This is a genomic window from Kitasatospora sp. NPDC004615, from assembly GCF_042873545.1.
In the GTDB taxonomy this organism is placed as follows: domain Bacteria; phylum Actinomycetota; class Actinomycetes; order Streptomycetales; family Streptomycetaceae; genus Kitasatospora.
In genome coordinates, this window is the sequence record NZ_JBIALQ010000006.1 from 136,174 (window position 1) to 151,340 (window position 15,167).

The window sequence follows — 15,167 nt, forward strand, 5'->3', positions numbered from 1 at the left end:
GCACATGACGGAGCGCATGCTCGGGGCGCTGGCCAGTTCGCCGATCGGGTTCGGGGCGATGGTGCTCTCACCCGGCGTGTACGGCGAGATCGACGAGGCGCGCGGCCAGGGCGCGCTGCACGCCGCGATCGACGCCGGCGCCCGGCTCATCGACACCGCGGACGGCTACGGCCGCGGACACAACGAGGAACTGATCGGCCGGGCCCTGCGCGGCCGGCGCGACGAGGTGGTGCTGGCCACCAAGTTCGGCTTCCGGATCCCGGAGGGCGCCGAGGCGCATCGCTTCCCGGTGCACTTCGCGTTCGAGGAACTGGCGGTGAACTGCGAGCCCAAGTACGTGCGCGGCTACGCGGAGCAGTCGCTGCGCAACCTCGGCACCGATGTGATCGACCTGTACTACCCGCACTTCCCGGACCCGCAGGTGCCGTTCGAGGACACCGTCGGCGCGGTCGCCGAACTGATCGCCGACGGCAAGGTGCGGCACCTCGGGCTCTCCAACGTGACGGCCGCGCAGCTGCGCGCCGCGCACGCGGTGCACCCGGTGGCGGCGGTGCAGGTGCAGTGGTCGATGTGGCAGCCGATCGACCCGGAGCTGCTGGCCGTCACCCGTGAACTGGGCGTCGGCGTGGTGGCCTGGAGCCCGCTCGGTGGCGGCTTCCTGACCGGCACCGTGCAGCAGGTCTCCGAGGGTGACTTCCGGCAGAACATCGCCAGGTTCTCCGCCGAGAACCTGGCCGCGAACAACGACCGGTACGCCCCGGTGCGCGCGATCGCCGCCGAACTGGGCGTCACCCCTGGCCAGTTGGCGCTGGCCTGGCTGCTGCGGCAGGACGAGCACGTGGTGCCGATCCCGGGTAGCCGCACCCCCGCGCACATCGCGGAGAACCAGGCCGCCGCCGAACTGGTGCTGGACGAGGCCGTGCTGGCCCGGATCGACGCCGCGCTGGCGGAGTTCGTGCCGGCGGGGGAGGGTGCGCTGCTCAAGGACTGAGTCTCCGGCGAGGGGCGGCTGTTCGGAGGGTCCTGTTCAAGGGTTGAGCCGGTGAATGGCCGAGGGTCGGAGGGGTCCTGTTCAAGGGTTGAGCCGGTGAATGGCCGAGGGTCGGACGCCCGGGCCGGTGCGCCGGTGGGCGACCTATGCTCGGGCCATGACCGAGATTTCCGAGCTGGACCCCGAGGACAAGAAGATCATCACGCTGGCCCGCTCGGCCCGCGCCCGCAACGGCGTGGCCGAGGGCGCCGCGGTCCGCGACGAGACCGGCCGCACCTACGTGGCCGGGACGGTCGCGCTGGAGTCGCTGAAGCTGAGCGCCCTGCAGACGGCGGTGGCGATGGCGGTGGCCAGCGGGGCGAAGAGCCTGGAGGCGGCGGCCGTGGTCTCCGCGGCGGACGAGCCGGCGGCGGACGACCTGGCGGCGGTGCGGGACCTGGGCGGGGCCGGCACGCCGGTGCTGCTGGCCGGGCCGGACGGGACGCTGAAGGTGGCCGCCGAGGCGCGGTGAGGCGCTGAGTACGCCCCTCGACAATCCCTCGGCCGGTGCGATAATCGCCCCGGCCGAGGGATTTCCCGGCGGGGGAGGGGTCATGGGGATCGCCGCGTTCTTCTGCGGACTGCTGCTGTGCGTCATGGGCTTCGGCCGCTGGCACGAGACCGGCTCCGTGTGGTGGCTGGCCGGCACCCTGGTGCTGCTGGCACTGGTTCTGGTCGGCGGCATCATGGGCGGCGGGAAGAAGAAGGCGGGCTGAAACCCCCACTGGCCGGGTCGGCCCGGCCGATCGGGGACAATGGGTGCCATGAATGCCCCTTCCTCCCCGTACCGCTCCGGGTTCGCGTGCTTCGTCGGCCGTCCCAACGCGGGCAAGTCGACCCTGACCAACGCCCTGGTCGGGACGAAGGTCGCGATCACCTCCGACCGTCCCCAGACCACCCGGCACACCGTGCGCGGCATCGTGCACCGCCCCGACGCCCAGCTCGTGCTGGTGGACACCCCCGGGCTGCACAAGCCCCGCACGTTGCTCGGCGAGCGCCTCAACGACCTGGTCCGCACCACCTGGGCGGAGGTCGACGTGATCGGCTTCTGCCTGCCCGCCGACCAGAAGCTCGGCCCCGGCGACAAGTTCATCGCCAAGGAACTCGCCGAGATCAAGAAGTCCACCCCGAAGGTGGCACTGGTCACCAAGACCGACCTGGTGGACTCCAAGCGGCTCGCCGAGCAGCTGATCGCCGTCCACCAGCTGGGCGCCGAACTCGGCATCGAGTGGGCCGAGATCATTCCCGTCTCGGCGGTCGGTGACAAGCAGGTGGAGCTGGTCGCGGACCTGCTGACCAAGCTGCTGCCCGAGGGCATGCCGCTCTACCCGGACGGCGACCTCACCGACGAGCCCGAGCAGATCATGGTCGCCGAGCTGATCCGCGAGGCCGCGCTGGAAGGCGTGCGCGACGAACTGCCGCACTCGCTGGCCGTGGTGGTCGAGGAGATGATCCCGCGCGAGGACCGGCCCGCCGACCGTCCGCTGCTGGACATCCACGCCAACGTGTACATCGAGCGGCAGAGCCAGAAGGCCATCGTGATCGGTGCCAAGGGCTCCCGGCTCAAGCACGTCGGCACCACCGCCCGCAAGCAGATCGAGGCGCTGCTCGGCACCCCGGTCTACCTCGACCTGCACGTCAAGGTCGCCAAGGACTGGCAGCGCGACCCCAAGCAGCTGCGTAAGCTCGGCTTCTGACGGAGCATCGAACAGGCGGACAGGGGCGGGCCGGTCGTGAAACTGCACACCCACGAGTGGGGCGGGGGCGACCGGACCGCCCTGCTGATCCACGGCCTCCAGTCCAACCACCACACCTGGCGGGTGATCGGCCCCGCCCTCGCCGAGCGCGGCTACCGGGTGATCGGCGCGGACCTGCGCGGCCACGGCGCCTCACCGGCGGGTGAGGGCGCCACCCCCGCCGACCGGTACGGCCCCGAGCAGTTCGCCGAGGACCTCGTCGACACGCTGCCCTCCGGGGCCGCGCTGGCCATCGGCCACTCGATGGGCGCGCTCGCGCTGTGGCGCGCCCTGGACCGGCTCAAGCCCGACCGGGCCGTCTACAGCGACCCCGCGTTCGTCTACGACCGGCCCGGGATCGGCCCGGAGCCGTTCGTCGACTTCAAGCGCTTCGGCACCCGGAAGTTCATCACCACCATGCACCCCGACTGGGCCGACGAGGACGTGGACGCCGAGCTGGCCGGCCTCGCCGCCTGGGACAGCGACACCGCGATCGGCCTGTGGGCGCACCCCGAACTCTCCGTGCTGCCGGGGCCCCCGGCCGTCCCCTCGCTGGTCCAACTCGCCGACCCGAGCGTCCTGGTGTCGCCCGAGGAGGCCGCCGAGCTGCGCCGCCGCGGCTTCGAGGTGCGCACCGTCCCGGGCGCCGGGCACTGTATCCACCGGGACGACCCGGCCGGGTTCCTGGCCTCGCTGGACGGCTGGATCTGAGCGGCCCGGGCGGTGGCCGTCAGGCGCCTTCGCGGAGCACCAGACTGACCAACTCGCGCTGGGAGTCGGACAGTTTGGGGTCGGCGCAGTGCACGGTGCGGCCGTCGACGGTGATCTCGTAGTGGAAGCCGTCGGGCACGCCGTACGCGGGCGCGCGCAGCCCGCCGGCCATCGCCTCGCGGGCCAGCGCGTGCACGTGCGGGGCGTCCGGGCGCTCCTCGGTGTCCATCTCGGCATACCGGAGCAGGCCGGCGAACCCGCCGGTGCGGGTGACCTGGATACGCATGGATGCCAGTGTGCAGGGCGGCGAACGGGTTTGCCGGGGCTTTTGCCAACTTGCCGCACCCGCCCGGCGGCCGGACCGTCTCACTGGTTGGGATCGTGGCGGGGCTCACTGCGGCCGGGTCGCCGCCCGGGTTACAGTGACGGCATCATGCGTATCCGGCTGCTTCTTCTTAGCTGCCGCGGCGAGGGCCTGTAGTCCAGTGAAGGCCGGCCCCCTCGCCGCGGGGAGTCGTGTTGCGCCCAGCGTGATCCGCGGCGGTGCATCCAGTCGGCCGAGTCGGGTGTGTGTCCCCCGACCGCAGACCGCCTTCGACAAGGGAAGCCGAGAGCCCCAGCCATGACCGAACAGTCCTCCGTCGCCCGCGCGTTCGTCGACCGTCCCACCCCGATCACCGCCGCCAGCGTTCAGCAGAAGACCTCGGGGATGCCCTTCCACCGGTACGTACCCTTCGGCACCGTGGACCTGCCGGACCGCACCTGGCCGAGCAAGGTGATCACCCAGGCCCCGCGCTGGCTGTCCACCGACCTGCGCGACGGCAACCAGGCGCTGATCGACCCGATGTCGCCGGCCCGCAAGCGCAAGATGTTCGACCTGCTGGTGCAGCTGGGCTACAAGGAGATCGAGGTCGGCTTCCCGTCCTCCGGCGCCACCGACTTCAACTTCGTCCGCTCGCTGATCGAAGAGAACGCGATCCCCGAGGACGTCACCATCTCGGTGCTGACCCAGGCCCGCGAGGACCTGATCGAGCGGACCGTCGAGTCGCTGAAGGGCGCGCCGCGGGCCACCGTCCACCTGTACAATGCCACCTCGCCGATGTTCCGCCGGGTGGTGTTCAAGGCGAGCAAGGACGAGATCAAGGCCATCGCGACGGACGGCACCCGGCTGGTGATGGAGTACGCCGAGAAGATCCTGAGCGACGAGACCGTATTCGGCTACGAGTACTCGCCGGAGATCTTCATCGACACCGAGCTGGACTACGCGCTGGAGGTCTGCGAGGCGGTGATGGACGTCTGGCAGCCCGGCGAGGGCCGCGAGATCATCCTGAACCTGCCGACCACCGTCGAGCGGTCCACCCCGAACGTCTACGCCGACAAGATCGAGTGGATGTCGCGCAACCTGTCGCGCCGCGAGTTCGTCTGCGTGTCCGCGCACCCGCACAACGACCGCGGCACCGGCGTCGCCTCCGCCGAACTGGCCATCATGGCCGGCGCCGACCGGGTCGAGGGCTGCCTGTTCGGCCAGGGCGAGCGCACCGGCAACCTGGACCTGGTCAACGTCGGGATGAACCTGTTCTCCCAGGGCGTCGACCCGATGATCGACTTCTCCGACATCGACGAGATCCGCCGCACCGCCGAGTACTGCAACCAGATGCCGGTGCCCGAGCGCCACCCCTACGCCGGTGACCTGGTCTTCACCTCCTTCTCCGGCTCGCACCAGGACGCCATCAAGAAGGGCTTCGACGCCCTGGAGGCCGACGCCGCCGCAGCCGGCGTCCCGGTCGGTGACTACACCTGGGGTGTGCCCTACCTGCCGATCGACCCCAAGGACGTCGGCCGCAGCTACGAGGCGGTCATCCGGGTCAACTCGCAGTCCGGCAAGGGCGGCATCGCCTACGTGCTGAAGAACGACCACAAGCTGGACCTGCCGCGCCGGATGCAGATCGAGTTCTCGAAGATCATCCAGGCCAAGACCGACGCCGAGGGCGGCGAGGTCACCCCCGGCGACATCTGGGCGGTCTTCCAGGACGAGTACCTGCCCACCCCCGCCAACCCGTGGGGCCGGATCTCGCTGAGCGGCTCGCGCAGCCTGACCACCGAGGACGGCCGCGACGCGCTGACCACCGAGGCGGTCGTCGACGGCACCCCCGCCACGCTGACCGGCACCGGCAACGGCCCGGTCTCCGCCTTCGTCAACGCGCTGGGCTCGATCGGCATCGACGTACGCGTGCTGGACTACGCCGAGCACGCGCTGAGCGAGGGCGGCGACGCGCAGGCCGCCGCGTACGTCGAGTGCGCCGTGGGCGACAAGGTGCTGTGGGGCGTGGGCATCGACGGCAACACCGTGCTGGCCTCGCTGAAGGCGCTGGTCAGCGCCGTCAACCGGGCCGCGCAGCGCGGCTGACGCGGGACGGCGGGCCGCTCTCCGGCGGCCCGCCTGGCCGGTGCCCGACGTACCGTCAAGTAACGTGCGGGGCCATGCCTTTGGCGTGTGTCCCCGGTCACAAATTTTCCCCTCGGCACCCGTTCAGGGTGCTGACACGAGCCGGTAACCGTGGCAACATCGACGGACCGGAACCGGGGTCGGTGGGACGGCCGTGGCGTCCGGTCGCGTGACCTGCCCATTGATGTGCAGGCCGCCTGCCATGTCTGGGGAGTGGCGCCGTGACAGGGTTGTGGGGTGTCCGCCCTCGTTGGCGGACGGACGTTCTCGGTGAATTCTTCTGCCCGGGCTGCGGTGGGGACCGCAACTACCGTCGGCAGCACGGCCGGCGGTGGCTGCGGTTGTTCGGCACCCCGGTCCTGCCGCTCGGCGGCGTGGTCCGCAGCGTCCAGTGCACCTCCTGCCGCGGCCGCCACAGCACCGACACGCTGGAGGAGCTGACCTCGGTCCGGCTCGGCGCGATGCTCCGCGACGCCCAGTACACCATCGCCCTGGCCGCGCTCGCCGCCGGCGGCACCGGCAGCCGCAGCGGACGCGAAGCCGCCTGCACCGTCATCAAGGAAGCCGGCTTCGAGGACTGCGGCGAGGCCCAGGTACTGGCCGCGCTCGCCGCACTCTCCGGACACAGCGGCGGCGAACCCCTCGACGTGGACGTCGAAGGCGGCGGACTGGCCGTCGAACTGCACGCCGCACTCGAACCGCTCGCCCCGCACCTGCTCGTCCAGGGCCGCGAACGCCTGGTCACCCTCGGTGCCATGGTCGCCCTCGCCGACGGCCGCTACCTCCCGCAGGAGCGGGCCGCGCTCGGTGTGGTGGGCCACTGCCTCGACCTCACCACCGCGCAGGTCGACCGGCTGCTGGAGGCCGCCACCCGCGCCCCGCACTGACGTTTTTCGCCGTTCTTCCCGAGCCGGGCCCGAACTCCCCCCTCCCGGGCCCGCCGTGTCCCGCACCGCACGGGTGAAAGCCCCACCGCCCCGGTGCGGGTTCACGGCTGCGCGCCGCCCGCTGCCGTCGTCCGCCGCTGTTCACGGCTGTTTACGGCTGTTCACCGCTATTCGCCGCTGTTCGCCGCCGCCGGGCTGTCGGTGGGGTACGGGACAATGGGAACCACCATGAGTCTCTTCCGCGACGACGGCATCGTGCTGCGCACCCAGAAGCTCGGCGAGGCCGATCGGATCATCACCTTCCTGACCCGCCAGCACGGCAAGGTCCGGGCGGTGGCGCGCGGCGTACGCCGGACCAAGTCGAAGTTCGGCGCGCGCCTTGAGCCGTTCTCGCACGTCGACATCCAGTTCTTCAGCCGCGGCAGCGACCTGGTCGGCCGCACCCTGCCGCTGTGCACCCAGGTGGAGACGCTCGCCCCCTACGGCGCCCGGATCGTCGACGACTACACCCGCTACACCGCCGGCACCGCGATGCTGGAGACCGCCGAACGCTTCGCCGAGAACGAGGGCCAACCCGCCGTCCAGCAGTACCTGCTGCTGGTCGGCGGCCTGCGCACACTGGCCGGCGGCACCCACCAGTCGCACCTGGTGCTGGACGCCTTCCTGCTGCGCTCGCTCGCCGTCAACGGCTACGGGGCGAGCTTCACCGACTGCGCCCGCTGCGGACTCCCCGGCCCCAACCGGTTCTTCTCCCTCCAGGCCGGCGGAGTGCTGTGCGGCGACTGCCGGGTACCCGGAAGTGCCGTACCCTCCCCTGAGACACTGGTACTGCTCGGCGCGCTGCTGTCCGGGGACTGGCAGACCGCCGACGCCTGCGAGCCGCGGTACTGGCGCGAGGGCAGCGGGCTTGTGGCCGCCTACCTGCAGTGGCACCTGGAGCGGGGCATCCGCTCGATGAGATACGTGGAGAAGTGAACATGGTCGCGCGACGCCTGTTCGGCAGCAAGCAGCGGACGTACGAAGTCCCGGCCCCGCACCCCAGCGGCGCCAAGCCGCCGAAGATCCCGGCCGAGCTGGTCCCCAACCACGTTGCCTGCGTCATGGACGGCAACGGCCGCTGGGCCAAGGAGCGCGGCCTGCCCCGCACCGAGGGCCACAAGGTCGGCGAGGGCGTCGTCCTCGACGTGCTGCGCGGCTGCCTGGAGATCGGCGTCAAGAACCTCTCGCTGTACGCCTTCTCCACCGAGAACTGGAAGCGCTCCCCGGACGAGGTGAAGTTCCTGATGAACTTCAACCGGGACGTGATCCGCCGCCGCCGCGACGAGATGGACGCCATGGGCATCCGGATCCGCTGGGTCGGCCGGATGCCGAAGATGTGGAAGAGCGTCGTCCAGGAACTCCAGGTCGCCCAGGAGCAGACCAAGAACAACGACGCCATGACGCTGTACTTCTGCGTCAACTACGGCGGCCGGGCCGAGATCGCCGACGCCGCCCTCGCCATCGCCCGCGACGTGGCCGCCGGGAAGCTCAACCCGGAGAAGGTCAACGAGAAGCTGTTCGCGAAGTACCTGTACTACCCCGACATGCCGGACGTGGACCTGTTCCTGCGCCCCAGCGGCGAGCAGCGCACCTCCAACTTCCTGGCCTGGCAGTCCGCGTACGCCGAGCTGGTGTTCCAGGACGTGCTCTGGCCCGACTTCGACCGCCGCGACCTGTGGCGCGCCTGCGAGCAGTACGCCCGCCGCGACCGCCGCTTCGGCGGGGCCATCCCCAACGACCCCGCCGGCGGGGCCGAGGTGCCGCCGCAGCGGTGACGCGAGGTTGACGCTGACGCCGAGGCCCGGATCGGACGGTTCCGATCCGGGCCTCGTGCGTGCGGCGGGCCTGGTGGCCCGAAGTGCTGCTGGGGGAGCTGCTGTTACGGGAGTTGCTGCTTCGCGGCGCATTCGCCGCAGGTGCCGAAGATCTCCAGGGTGTGCGCGATGTCGCTGAACCCGTGCTCGGCGGCGACCGAGTTGGCCCAGCGCTCGACCGCCGGACCCTCGACCTCGACGGTCGCCCCGCAGTGCCGGCACACCAGGTGGTGGTGGTGCCCGCTGCTGCACCGGCGGTAGACGGCCTCGCCCTCGGCGGTGCGCAGCACGTCCACCTCACCGGCCTCGGCGAGGGACTGGAGCGTCCGGTAGACGGTGGTCAGACCCACCGAGTCGCCCCGGTGCTTGAGCATGTCGTGCAGTTCCTGCGCGCTGCGGAAATCCTCGACCTCGTCCAGGACCGCTGAGACGGCGGTGCGCTGCCGAGTCGATCGCGCGCGCGGCGACGGGCCTGCGGTGGTCACCGGGGTCCTCCTGCTGATCGGCTGGGTTTCGCACATCATTGTGCCAGCCCCCGACTTGACAGCGTCTCCCCCGACAGCGGGGCCTTCGGCAGCGGGGCTTCCGCCGCGTCGTCCCCGTTCGGGCCCTGGGCGTGCGGGCCCAGGGCGTTCAGGTCCTGGGCGTTCGGGTCGTGGCCGTTCGGGTTTTGGCCGGGCAGGACGACGTCGCAGACCGCCGGGCCGTGTTCGGTGGCGGCCCGGTGGCGGCGCTTGGCCAACGGCGCGGCGATCGCGCTGAACAGGGCGAAGGCCAGGATCGCCAGGATCACGATGGTGGGGCCGGACGGCAGGTCGGCCTGGTACGAGGTACCGACGCCGAGCAGGGCCGTCACCACGCCGACGCTCACCGCGGCGGCCTGGGTGGCCGCGAAGGAGCGGGTCAGCTGCTGGGCCGCCGCGACCGGGACCACCATCAGCGCGCTGACCAGCAGCAGGCCGACCACCCGCATGGCGACCGTCACGGTGACCGCGGCCATCACTGCCAGCAGCAGGTTGAGCACCCGCACCGGCAGGCCGGTGACCCGGGCGAACTCCTCGTCCTGGCAGACCGCGAACAGCTGACGGCGCAGACCGGCGGTGACCGCGACGACGACCGCCGCCAGCCCGCCGATCACCGCCAGGTCGCCGGGGGAGACGGTGAGGATCGAGCCCCACAGGTAGCTCTCCAGGCTGCCGGAACCGGCCTGGCTGCTCATCGAGACCAGCAGCTTGCCGCCGGCCATGCCGCCGTAGAACAGCATCGCCAGCGCGATGTCACCGCGCTGGTTGCCGCGCGCGCGGACCAGTTCCATCACGATCGCGCCGAGGACGCAGACCAGCACGGCCATCCAGATCGGGTTGGCCTGGAACAGGAAGCCGAGACCGACACCGGTCAGCGCGACGTGTCCGATGCCGTCGCCCATCAGCGCCTGGCGCCGCTGCACCAGGTAGATGCCGACCGAGGGGGCGGTGATGCCGACCAGCACGGCGGCGAGGAACGCCCGCTGCATGAAGTCGGGTTGGAACATCTCGATCATGCCAGCAGCCCCTGGGTGGTGCGGTGGTGGTGGTCGTCGGCGTGCGGGTGGACGTGGTCGTGGCCGGGCAGGGCGTGCTGGCCGACGCCGCGGGGCGGCGGCCCGTCGTGCGCGACGCAGCCGTCGCGCAGCACCACGGCCCGGTCGATCAGCGGCTCCAGCGGCCCGAGTTCGTGCAGCACCAGGAGCACCGCGCAGCCGCGCTCCACCTCGCTGCGCAGGATGTCGGCGAGCACCTGCTGGCTGTCCACGTCGACGCCGGCCATCGGCTCATCCATGATCAGCAGGTCGGGCAGGCCGACCAGGGCGCGGGCGATCAGCACCCGCTGGTGCTGCCCGCCGGACAGGTTGGTCACCCCGTCACCGGCCCGGTCCAGCATGCCGACGGAGGTCAGCGCCCGGTCCACTGCGGCGCGGTCCTTGCGGCGGAACGGCAGCAGCCCGTGCTGCGGCAGCCGCCCGGTGGAGACCACCTCGCGCACCGTGGCCGGAACGCCGCCGGCCGCGGTGGTGCGCTGCGGCACGTACCCGATCCGGTGCCAGGCCCGGAACTTGCGCAGCGGCCGCCCGAACAGCTCCAGGCTGCCCTGCTCCAGCGGCACCGACCCGATGACGCTCTTCACGGTGGTGGACTTGCCGGACCCGTTCGCGCCCAGCAGCGCCACCACCTCGCCCGGCCGGACGGTGAGATCGACACCGCGCAGCACCGGCCGTCCACCGACAGTGGCGACCGCGCCCCGGAGGCTGACGACCGCCGGCCCGGAGTCCTCACCGGAGGACGGCCGCAGCCGGTCGGAGTCTGCCGTGGAGATGACAGTACTCATGGTGTTCCTCGCTCGGCTCGCGCCGGTTGGTTCGGGTCGGGTGGGTGGTTTGGGTGGGTGGGTGGATCCGGTCGGGTGGGTGGATCCGGTCGGCCTGAGTGGTCGGGCCTGGTGGTCGGGGCGGGCTGATCAGCTCGCGCCGAGGGCGGCCTTCAGGTTGTCGAGGTTCTGCCGCATGACGGAGAAGTAGTCGTTCTTGGCCTGATCCTTGACCCCCTCCAGAGGGTCGAGCACGGCGGTCTTCAGCCCGAGGTCGGAGGCCACGGTGTTGGCCAGCTTGGGACTGACCAGGGCCTCGAAGAACACGGTGGTCGCGCCGTTGTCCTTTGCGGCACGCTGGATCGCGGCCAGCCGGGACGGGGTGGGCTCGGCCTCCGGGTCGACGCCGTTGATCGCCACCTGGTTCAGGCCGTAGTGGTCGGCGAGGTAGCCGAACGCGGCGTGGCTGGTGATGAAGGTCTTGGTCTTGACGTTCTGCAGACCGTCCCGGAACTCCTGGTCCAGGGTGGCCAGTTGGGCGACCAGAGTGTCGGTGTTGCGCTGGTACTCGGCGGCGTTCGCCGGGTCGACCTCGGCGAGTTCGGCGCCGACGCTCTTCGCGACCGCCGCGTACCGGGTCGGGTCCAGCCAGATGTGCGGGTCGCCGGCGGCATCGGCGTGCTCGTGGTCGTGCTCGGCGCCGTGGCCGTCGGGCTCGGTGGTGCCCTCGTCCAGGTGGTGGTCCACCAGGGGGGAGGCGGCGGTGGCGTCCACCACGTGCTTGGGGTGGGTCTGCGCCACCGCCTTGTCCACGGTCGGCTGCAGGCCCTTGAGGTAGATCACCGTGTCGGCCCGCTGCACTGCCGCGACCTGCTTGGCCGTGAGCTCCAGGTCGTGCGGCTCGACGCCGGCGGCGGTCAGGTCGGTGACCTTGACGTGCTCGCCGCCGATCTGCCGGGCCAGGAATTCCATCGGGTAGAAGGACGCCACCACGTTCAGCTTTCCGCCGTCCTTGCCGGCCGCGCTGCTGGTGCCACCGCAGGCGGAGAGCAGGAGCGCGCCGACCGTGGCCGTGGCGGCGAAGGCTATCGAGGTCGACAGGTGGCGAATCTTCATGACAACCATTCTCATCTTATGTGGAAATGATTGTCAACTTGCTTTCGGGGGGATCGGGGTCACACTGCGGCCCCGGCGACCTCCCGCGAGCGGGTGTCGGCAGCCCCGCGCGCCGCTGTCCGCCGGCCGTGCGCCGGGCGTCGGGCCGGGCGCCAACACGCCGGGACGTGTACGGCCGTTCACTCCGGCAGGGCCGCCCGGCCGCCCGTCCTTGCCACTATCGAGTTGAATCCCGCCCCTGCATCCCCGGTACTCTGAGTTTCTTCGGGCGCGCGCAACCAGCCGTGCCCTGACCGCGCCGTCGTACTGAAGAGAGCACTGTGGCCGCCGACAAGATCGACACGATCGTCAGCCTGAGCAAGCGCCGTGGCTTCGTCTACCCCTGCAGCGAGATCTACGGCGGTACTCGCGCCGCCTGGGACTACGGTCCGCTGGGAGTCGAGCTGAAGGAGAACATCAAGCGCCAGTGGTGGCGTGCGATGGTCACCGCTCGGGAGGACGTCGTCGGTATCGACTCCTCGGTGATCCTCGCCCGCGAGGTCTGGGAGGCCTCCGGCCACGTCGCGACCTTCAACGACCCGCTGACCGAGTGCCTCTCCTGCCACAAGCGCTTCCGCGCCGACCACCTGGAAGAGGCCTACGAGGCCAAGCACAAGAAGCTCCCGGCCAACGGCCTCGCCGACATCAACTGCCCGAACTGCGGCAACAAGGGCGCCTTCACGGAGCCCAAGGAGTTCTCGGGCATGCTGAAGACGCATCTCGGTGTCACCGAGGACGCGTCCGGCCTGGCCTACCTCCGCCCGGAGACCGCGCAGGGCATCTTCACCAACTTCCGCGCCGTGCAGACCACTTCGCGCAAGAAGCCGCCGTTCGGCATCGCCCAGGTCGGCAAGAGCTTCCGCAACGAGATCACGCCCGGCAACTTCATCTTCCGCACCCGCGAGTTCGAGCAGATGGAGATGGAGTTCTTCGTCAAGCCTGGCGAGGACGAGACCTGGCACGAGTACTGGCTCGAGCAGCGCTGGAACTGGTACGTGGACCTCGGCCTGCGCACCGAGAACATGCGCTTCTTCGAGCACCCCAAGGAGAAGCTGTCCCACTACGCCAAGCGCACGGTGGATATCGAGTACCGCTTCAACTTCGGTGGCAGCGAGTTCTCCGAGCTCGAGGGCGTCGCCAACCGCACCGACTACGACCTGACGGTGCACAGCGAGGCCTCCGGCCAGGACCTGAAGTACTTCGACCAGGACGCGAACGAGCGGTACTACCCGTACGTCATCGAGCCCGCCGCCGGCCTCAACCGCGCCATGCTGGCCTTCCTGATCGACGCCTACTTCGAGGACGAGGCGCCGAACGCCAAGGGCGTCATGGAGAAGCGCGTCGGCATGCGGCTCGACCCGCGCCTGGCCCCGGTCAAGGTCGCGGTGCTCCCGCTGTCCCGCAACGCCGACCTCTCCCCGAAGGCCCGCGGCCTGGCCGCCGACCTGCGCTCCGCCTGGAACGTCGAGTTCGACGACGCCGGTGCGATCGGCAAGCGCTACCGCCGCCAGGACGAGATCGGCACGCCGTTCTGCGTCACCGTCGACTTCGACACCCTCGAGGACAACGCGGTGACCGTCCGCGAGCGTGACACCATGGCGCAGGAGCGAGTGTCGCTCGACCAGGTGAAGTCCTACCTGGGCGCCCGCCTGATCGGCTGCTGACGCCGCAACACCCGGTGAAGCCCCACTGGCTGAGTCTCACCGGCTGAGCATCAACCCCGGCTCCCGGCCCGCGAATTCGAGTTCGCAGGCCGGGAGCCGCGGTTTTGCGGCGGGCGGTGGTTCTGCTGGCGGCGTTCGGGTTCGGTGTTCGCCTGCGCGCGGCCGGCCCGCAGGGGAGTCAGCGGCGCTGCCGGGACCGGGACCGGGGGCGTGGTGTCAGCTCGGTCGGCAGTCCGCCGGTGCGCAGCGCCGTGAACACGCTGCGGGCCCGGCTCTCCTCCAGATCGTCGGCGGCGAACAGCAGGGTGTCGTACAGCTCGCTCGACCCCTGGATCGCGGCACCGAACCGGCTGATGTCGCTCGCGGACCGAATCCGTGCCAGTTCGCCGATCAGCTCCGCGGCGGTCTCCTCGCTCAACGCGCCCACGATCGCGGCGACTTCGTTGATCGGCCGCCCGGCGGCCTGCCGCAGCAGGTGGCGTACGTCGGCGGTCCGTCCGGCGGCCTTCAAGTGCTGCGCCAGCTCGGCGAGTTCCTCGGCCGGTGCGGAGGCGCGTTCCCACAGCAGGGTCTGGCCGTCGGCCGACTGGCCGGACTGCTCCAGGGCGGCCAGCAGCGCCGGCAGGGCCGCCGAACTCGCCGACCACAGGGTGTGGAAGAGGTCGGCCGCCTCGTTGATCATCCCGTCGCGGCGCAGCACCGCGAGGGTGGCCGCCGCGTGCTCCGGTGCCCCGGTGGAGGCCGAGCGGGCCAGGTAGGTGGAGGAGCCCGCCGGACCGTTCTGCTGCAGCATCGCGGCCAGCCGGGCCACGTCCTCCGGTGTGATCATCACGGCCACCTGGCGCACGATGGCCGCCGACTCGTGTGTCGCGCCCTGCTGGTGCAGCCCGCTGATGCGCTGCACCAGGGCCACCAGCTCCACCGTCGTCCGCGCCCGTATCTGGCCGGGCGCCTGCGTGGCGTCCTCGACACCGTGGGCCCCGCCCCGGTGCGGTGTGGCGGGGCCGCGCCCCGAAGCGGCCGAGCGGAAGCGCTCGCCGTTGGGGCCGCCGACCTGCGGGGTTTGCGGGGCTTGCCGGGCCTGCTGGGCCTGTGCGGTCGGGGCTGATGCCCTGTCGGCTGGGGCGGTGCCCGGTGCGGCAGTGCCGGGCCGGGTGTTCCATGCGCTGGTTGTGCCCTGGTGCGGACCAGGGCGTTCTGTGCTGGGGCGTTCCGCGTGCGGGAGCCCTGGACCGGGGCGCCCTGCACTGGTGGGCCGGGGGCCGTCGGCGGCCTGGCCCGGTATGCCTGTCCTGGCCCAGGAGGCCTGTCCCGGTGCGGTTTCGGGACGGCCGGCGCCGGA

The 15,167-nt window shown here is 71.2% G+C and carries 16 protein-coding genes; 10 read left to right on the forward strand and 6 right to left on the reverse strand.

Annotation, left to right across the window (positions count from 1 at the left end; all coding sequences use genetic code 11):
• Positions 1-4: 4 nt before the first annotated feature.
• The 5 genes from ACFYS8_RS21745 (at position 5) to ACFYS8_RS21765 (ending at position 3,477) form a co-directional block, all read left to right on the forward strand.
• A complete protein-coding gene (locus tag ACFYS8_RS21745; RefSeq protein ID WP_387643150.1) occupies positions 5-991 on the forward strand; it encodes an aldo/keto reductase in 987 nt (328 codons plus the stop codon).
• Positions 992-1,148: 157 nt separating this feature from the next.
• Complete coding sequence (locus tag ACFYS8_RS21750) at positions 1,149-1,502, forward strand: cytidine deaminase (RefSeq protein ID WP_387643151.1); 354 nt, start codon at positions 1,149-1,151, stop codon at positions 1,500-1,502.
• An 82-nt stretch (positions 1,503-1,584) separates the two neighbouring features.
• Complete coding sequence (locus ACFYS8_RS21755; protein WP_387643152.1) at positions 1,585-1,746, forward strand: hypothetical protein; 162 nt, start codon at positions 1,585-1,587, stop codon at positions 1,744-1,746.
• A 48-nt stretch (positions 1,747-1,794) separates the two neighbouring features.
• The gene (era, locus tag ACFYS8_RS21760) at positions 1,795-2,727 is read left to right on the forward strand and encodes a GTPase Era (protein WP_387643153.1); all 933 of its coding nucleotides are present in this window, start codon (positions 1,795-1,797) and stop codon (positions 2,725-2,727) included.
• A gap of 36 nt (positions 2,728-2,763) precedes the next feature.
• Entirely contained in the window at positions 2,764-3,477 is a 714-nt protein-coding gene (locus ACFYS8_RS21765; RefSeq protein ID WP_387643154.1) for an alpha/beta fold hydrolase, read from the forward strand.
• A gap of 19 nt (positions 3,478-3,496) precedes the next feature.
• Here the strand turns inward: ACFYS8_RS21765 and ACFYS8_RS21770 are convergent, their stop codons facing one another.
• On the reverse strand, positions 3,497-3,763 hold the full coding sequence (locus ACFYS8_RS21770) for a protealysin inhibitor emfourin (protein WP_387643155.1): 267 nt from the start codon (positions 3,761-3,763) through the stop codon (positions 3,497-3,499).
• Between the two features lie 336 nt (positions 3,764-4,099).
• Here ACFYS8_RS21770 and leuA point away from each other — a divergent pair, with 336 nt between their 5' ends.
• The 4 genes from leuA to ACFYS8_RS21790 all read left to right on the forward strand — a co-directional run bounded on the left by leuA (position 4,100) and on the right by ACFYS8_RS21790 (position 8,624).
• Positions 4,100-5,884 (forward strand): 2-isopropylmalate synthase, encoded by a 1,785-nt coding sequence (gene leuA / locus ACFYS8_RS21775; protein ID WP_387643156.1) that lies wholly within the window; start codon positions 4,100-4,102, stop codon positions 5,882-5,884.
• Positions 5,885-6,264: 380 nt separating this feature from the next.
• The gene (locus ACFYS8_RS21780) at positions 6,265-6,810 is read left to right on the forward strand and encodes a TerB family tellurite resistance protein (protein WP_387643157.1); all 546 of its coding nucleotides are present in this window, start codon (positions 6,265-6,267) and stop codon (positions 6,808-6,810) included.
• Positions 6,811-7,038: 228 nt separating this feature from the next.
• Positions 7,039-7,785: a DNA repair protein RecO gene (recO, locus tag ACFYS8_RS21785; protein WP_387643158.1), complete on the forward strand. Its 747-nt coding sequence runs from the start codon at positions 7,039-7,041 to the stop codon at positions 7,783-7,785.
• A 2-nt stretch (positions 7,786-7,787) separates the two neighbouring features.
• Entirely contained in the window at positions 7,788-8,624 is an 837-nt protein-coding gene (locus ACFYS8_RS21790; RefSeq protein ID WP_387643159.1) for an isoprenyl transferase, read from the forward strand.
• A gap of 104 nt (positions 8,625-8,728) precedes the next feature.
• Here the strand turns inward: ACFYS8_RS21790 and ACFYS8_RS21795 are convergent, their stop codons facing one another.
• The 4 genes from ACFYS8_RS21795 to ACFYS8_RS21810 form a co-directional block, all read right to left on the reverse strand.
• A complete protein-coding gene (locus ACFYS8_RS21795) occupies positions 8,729-9,148 on the reverse strand; it encodes a Fur family transcriptional regulator (protein WP_387643160.1) in 420 nt (139 codons plus the stop codon).
• 35 nt (positions 9,149-9,183) lie between these two features.
• Positions 9,184-10,200: a metal ABC transporter permease gene (locus tag ACFYS8_RS21800; RefSeq protein ID WP_387643839.1), complete on the reverse strand. Its 1,017-nt coding sequence runs from the start codon at positions 10,198-10,200 to the stop codon at positions 9,184-9,186.
• Positions 10,200-11,027, reverse strand: coding sequence for a metal ABC transporter ATP-binding protein (locus ACFYS8_RS21805; RefSeq protein ID WP_387643161.1), 828 nt, complete (start codon positions 11,025-11,027; stop codon positions 10,200-10,202). Before ACFYS8_RS21805 ends, ACFYS8_RS21800 begins: the two co-directional genes overlap by 1 nt.
• Positions 11,028-11,156: 129 nt before the next feature.
• A complete protein-coding gene (locus ACFYS8_RS21810) occupies positions 11,157-12,122 on the reverse strand; it encodes a metal ABC transporter substrate-binding protein (protein ID WP_387643162.1) in 966 nt (321 codons plus the stop codon).
• A gap of 320 nt (positions 12,123-12,442) precedes the next feature.
• Here ACFYS8_RS21810 and ACFYS8_RS21815 point away from each other — a divergent pair, with 320 nt between their 5' ends.
• The gene (locus ACFYS8_RS21815) at positions 12,443-13,825 is read left to right on the forward strand and encodes a glycine--tRNA ligase (RefSeq protein ID WP_380483249.1); all 1,383 of its coding nucleotides are present in this window, start codon (positions 12,443-12,445) and stop codon (positions 13,823-13,825) included.
• 178 nt (positions 13,826-14,003) lie between these two features.
• Here the strand turns inward: ACFYS8_RS21815 and ACFYS8_RS21820 are convergent, their stop codons facing one another.
• Positions 14,004-14,738 (reverse strand): hypothetical protein, encoded by a 735-nt coding sequence (locus tag ACFYS8_RS21820; protein WP_387643163.1) that lies wholly within the window; start codon positions 14,736-14,738, stop codon positions 14,004-14,006.
• Between the last annotated feature and the right edge of the window lie 429 nt (positions 14,739-15,167).

Excerpts from the sequence above, each read along its gene's own strand:
- ACFYS8_RS21745 (WP_387643150.1), top strand. The coding sequence starts at position 5 with ATGACGGAGCGCATGCTCGGGGCGCTGGCCAGTTCGCCGATCGGGTTC.
- ACFYS8_RS21750 (WP_387643151.1), top strand. The coding sequence starts at position 1,149 with ATGACCGAGATTTCCGAGCTGGACCCCGAGGACAAGAAGATCATCACG.
- ACFYS8_RS21755 (WP_387643152.1), top strand. The coding sequence starts at position 1,585 with ATGGGGATCGCCGCGTTCTTCTGCGGACTGCTGCTGTGCGTCATGGGC.
- era (WP_387643153.1), top strand. The coding sequence starts at position 1,795 with ATGAATGCCCCTTCCTCCCCGTACCGCTCCGGGTTCGCGTGCTTCGTC.
- ACFYS8_RS21770 (WP_387643155.1), bottom strand. The coding sequence starts at position 3,763 with ATGCGTATCCAGGTCACCCGCACCGGCGGGTTCGCCGGCCTGCTCCGG.
- leuA (WP_387643156.1), top strand. The coding sequence starts at position 4,100 with ATGACCGAACAGTCCTCCGTCGCCCGCGCGTTCGTCGACCGTCCCACC.
- recO (WP_387643158.1), top strand. The coding sequence starts at position 7,039 with ATGAGTCTCTTCCGCGACGACGGCATCGTGCTGCGCACCCAGAAGCTC.
- ACFYS8_RS21790 (WP_387643159.1), top strand. The coding sequence starts at position 7,788 with ATGGTCGCGCGACGCCTGTTCGGCAGCAAGCAGCGGACGTACGAAGTC.
- ACFYS8_RS21805 (WP_387643161.1), bottom strand. The coding sequence starts at position 11,027 with ATGAGTACTGTCATCTCCACGGCAGACTCCGACCGGCTGCGGCCGTCC.
- ACFYS8_RS21810 (WP_387643162.1), bottom strand. The coding sequence starts at position 12,122 with ATGAAGATTCGCCACCTGTCGACCTCGATAGCCTTCGCCGCCACGGCC.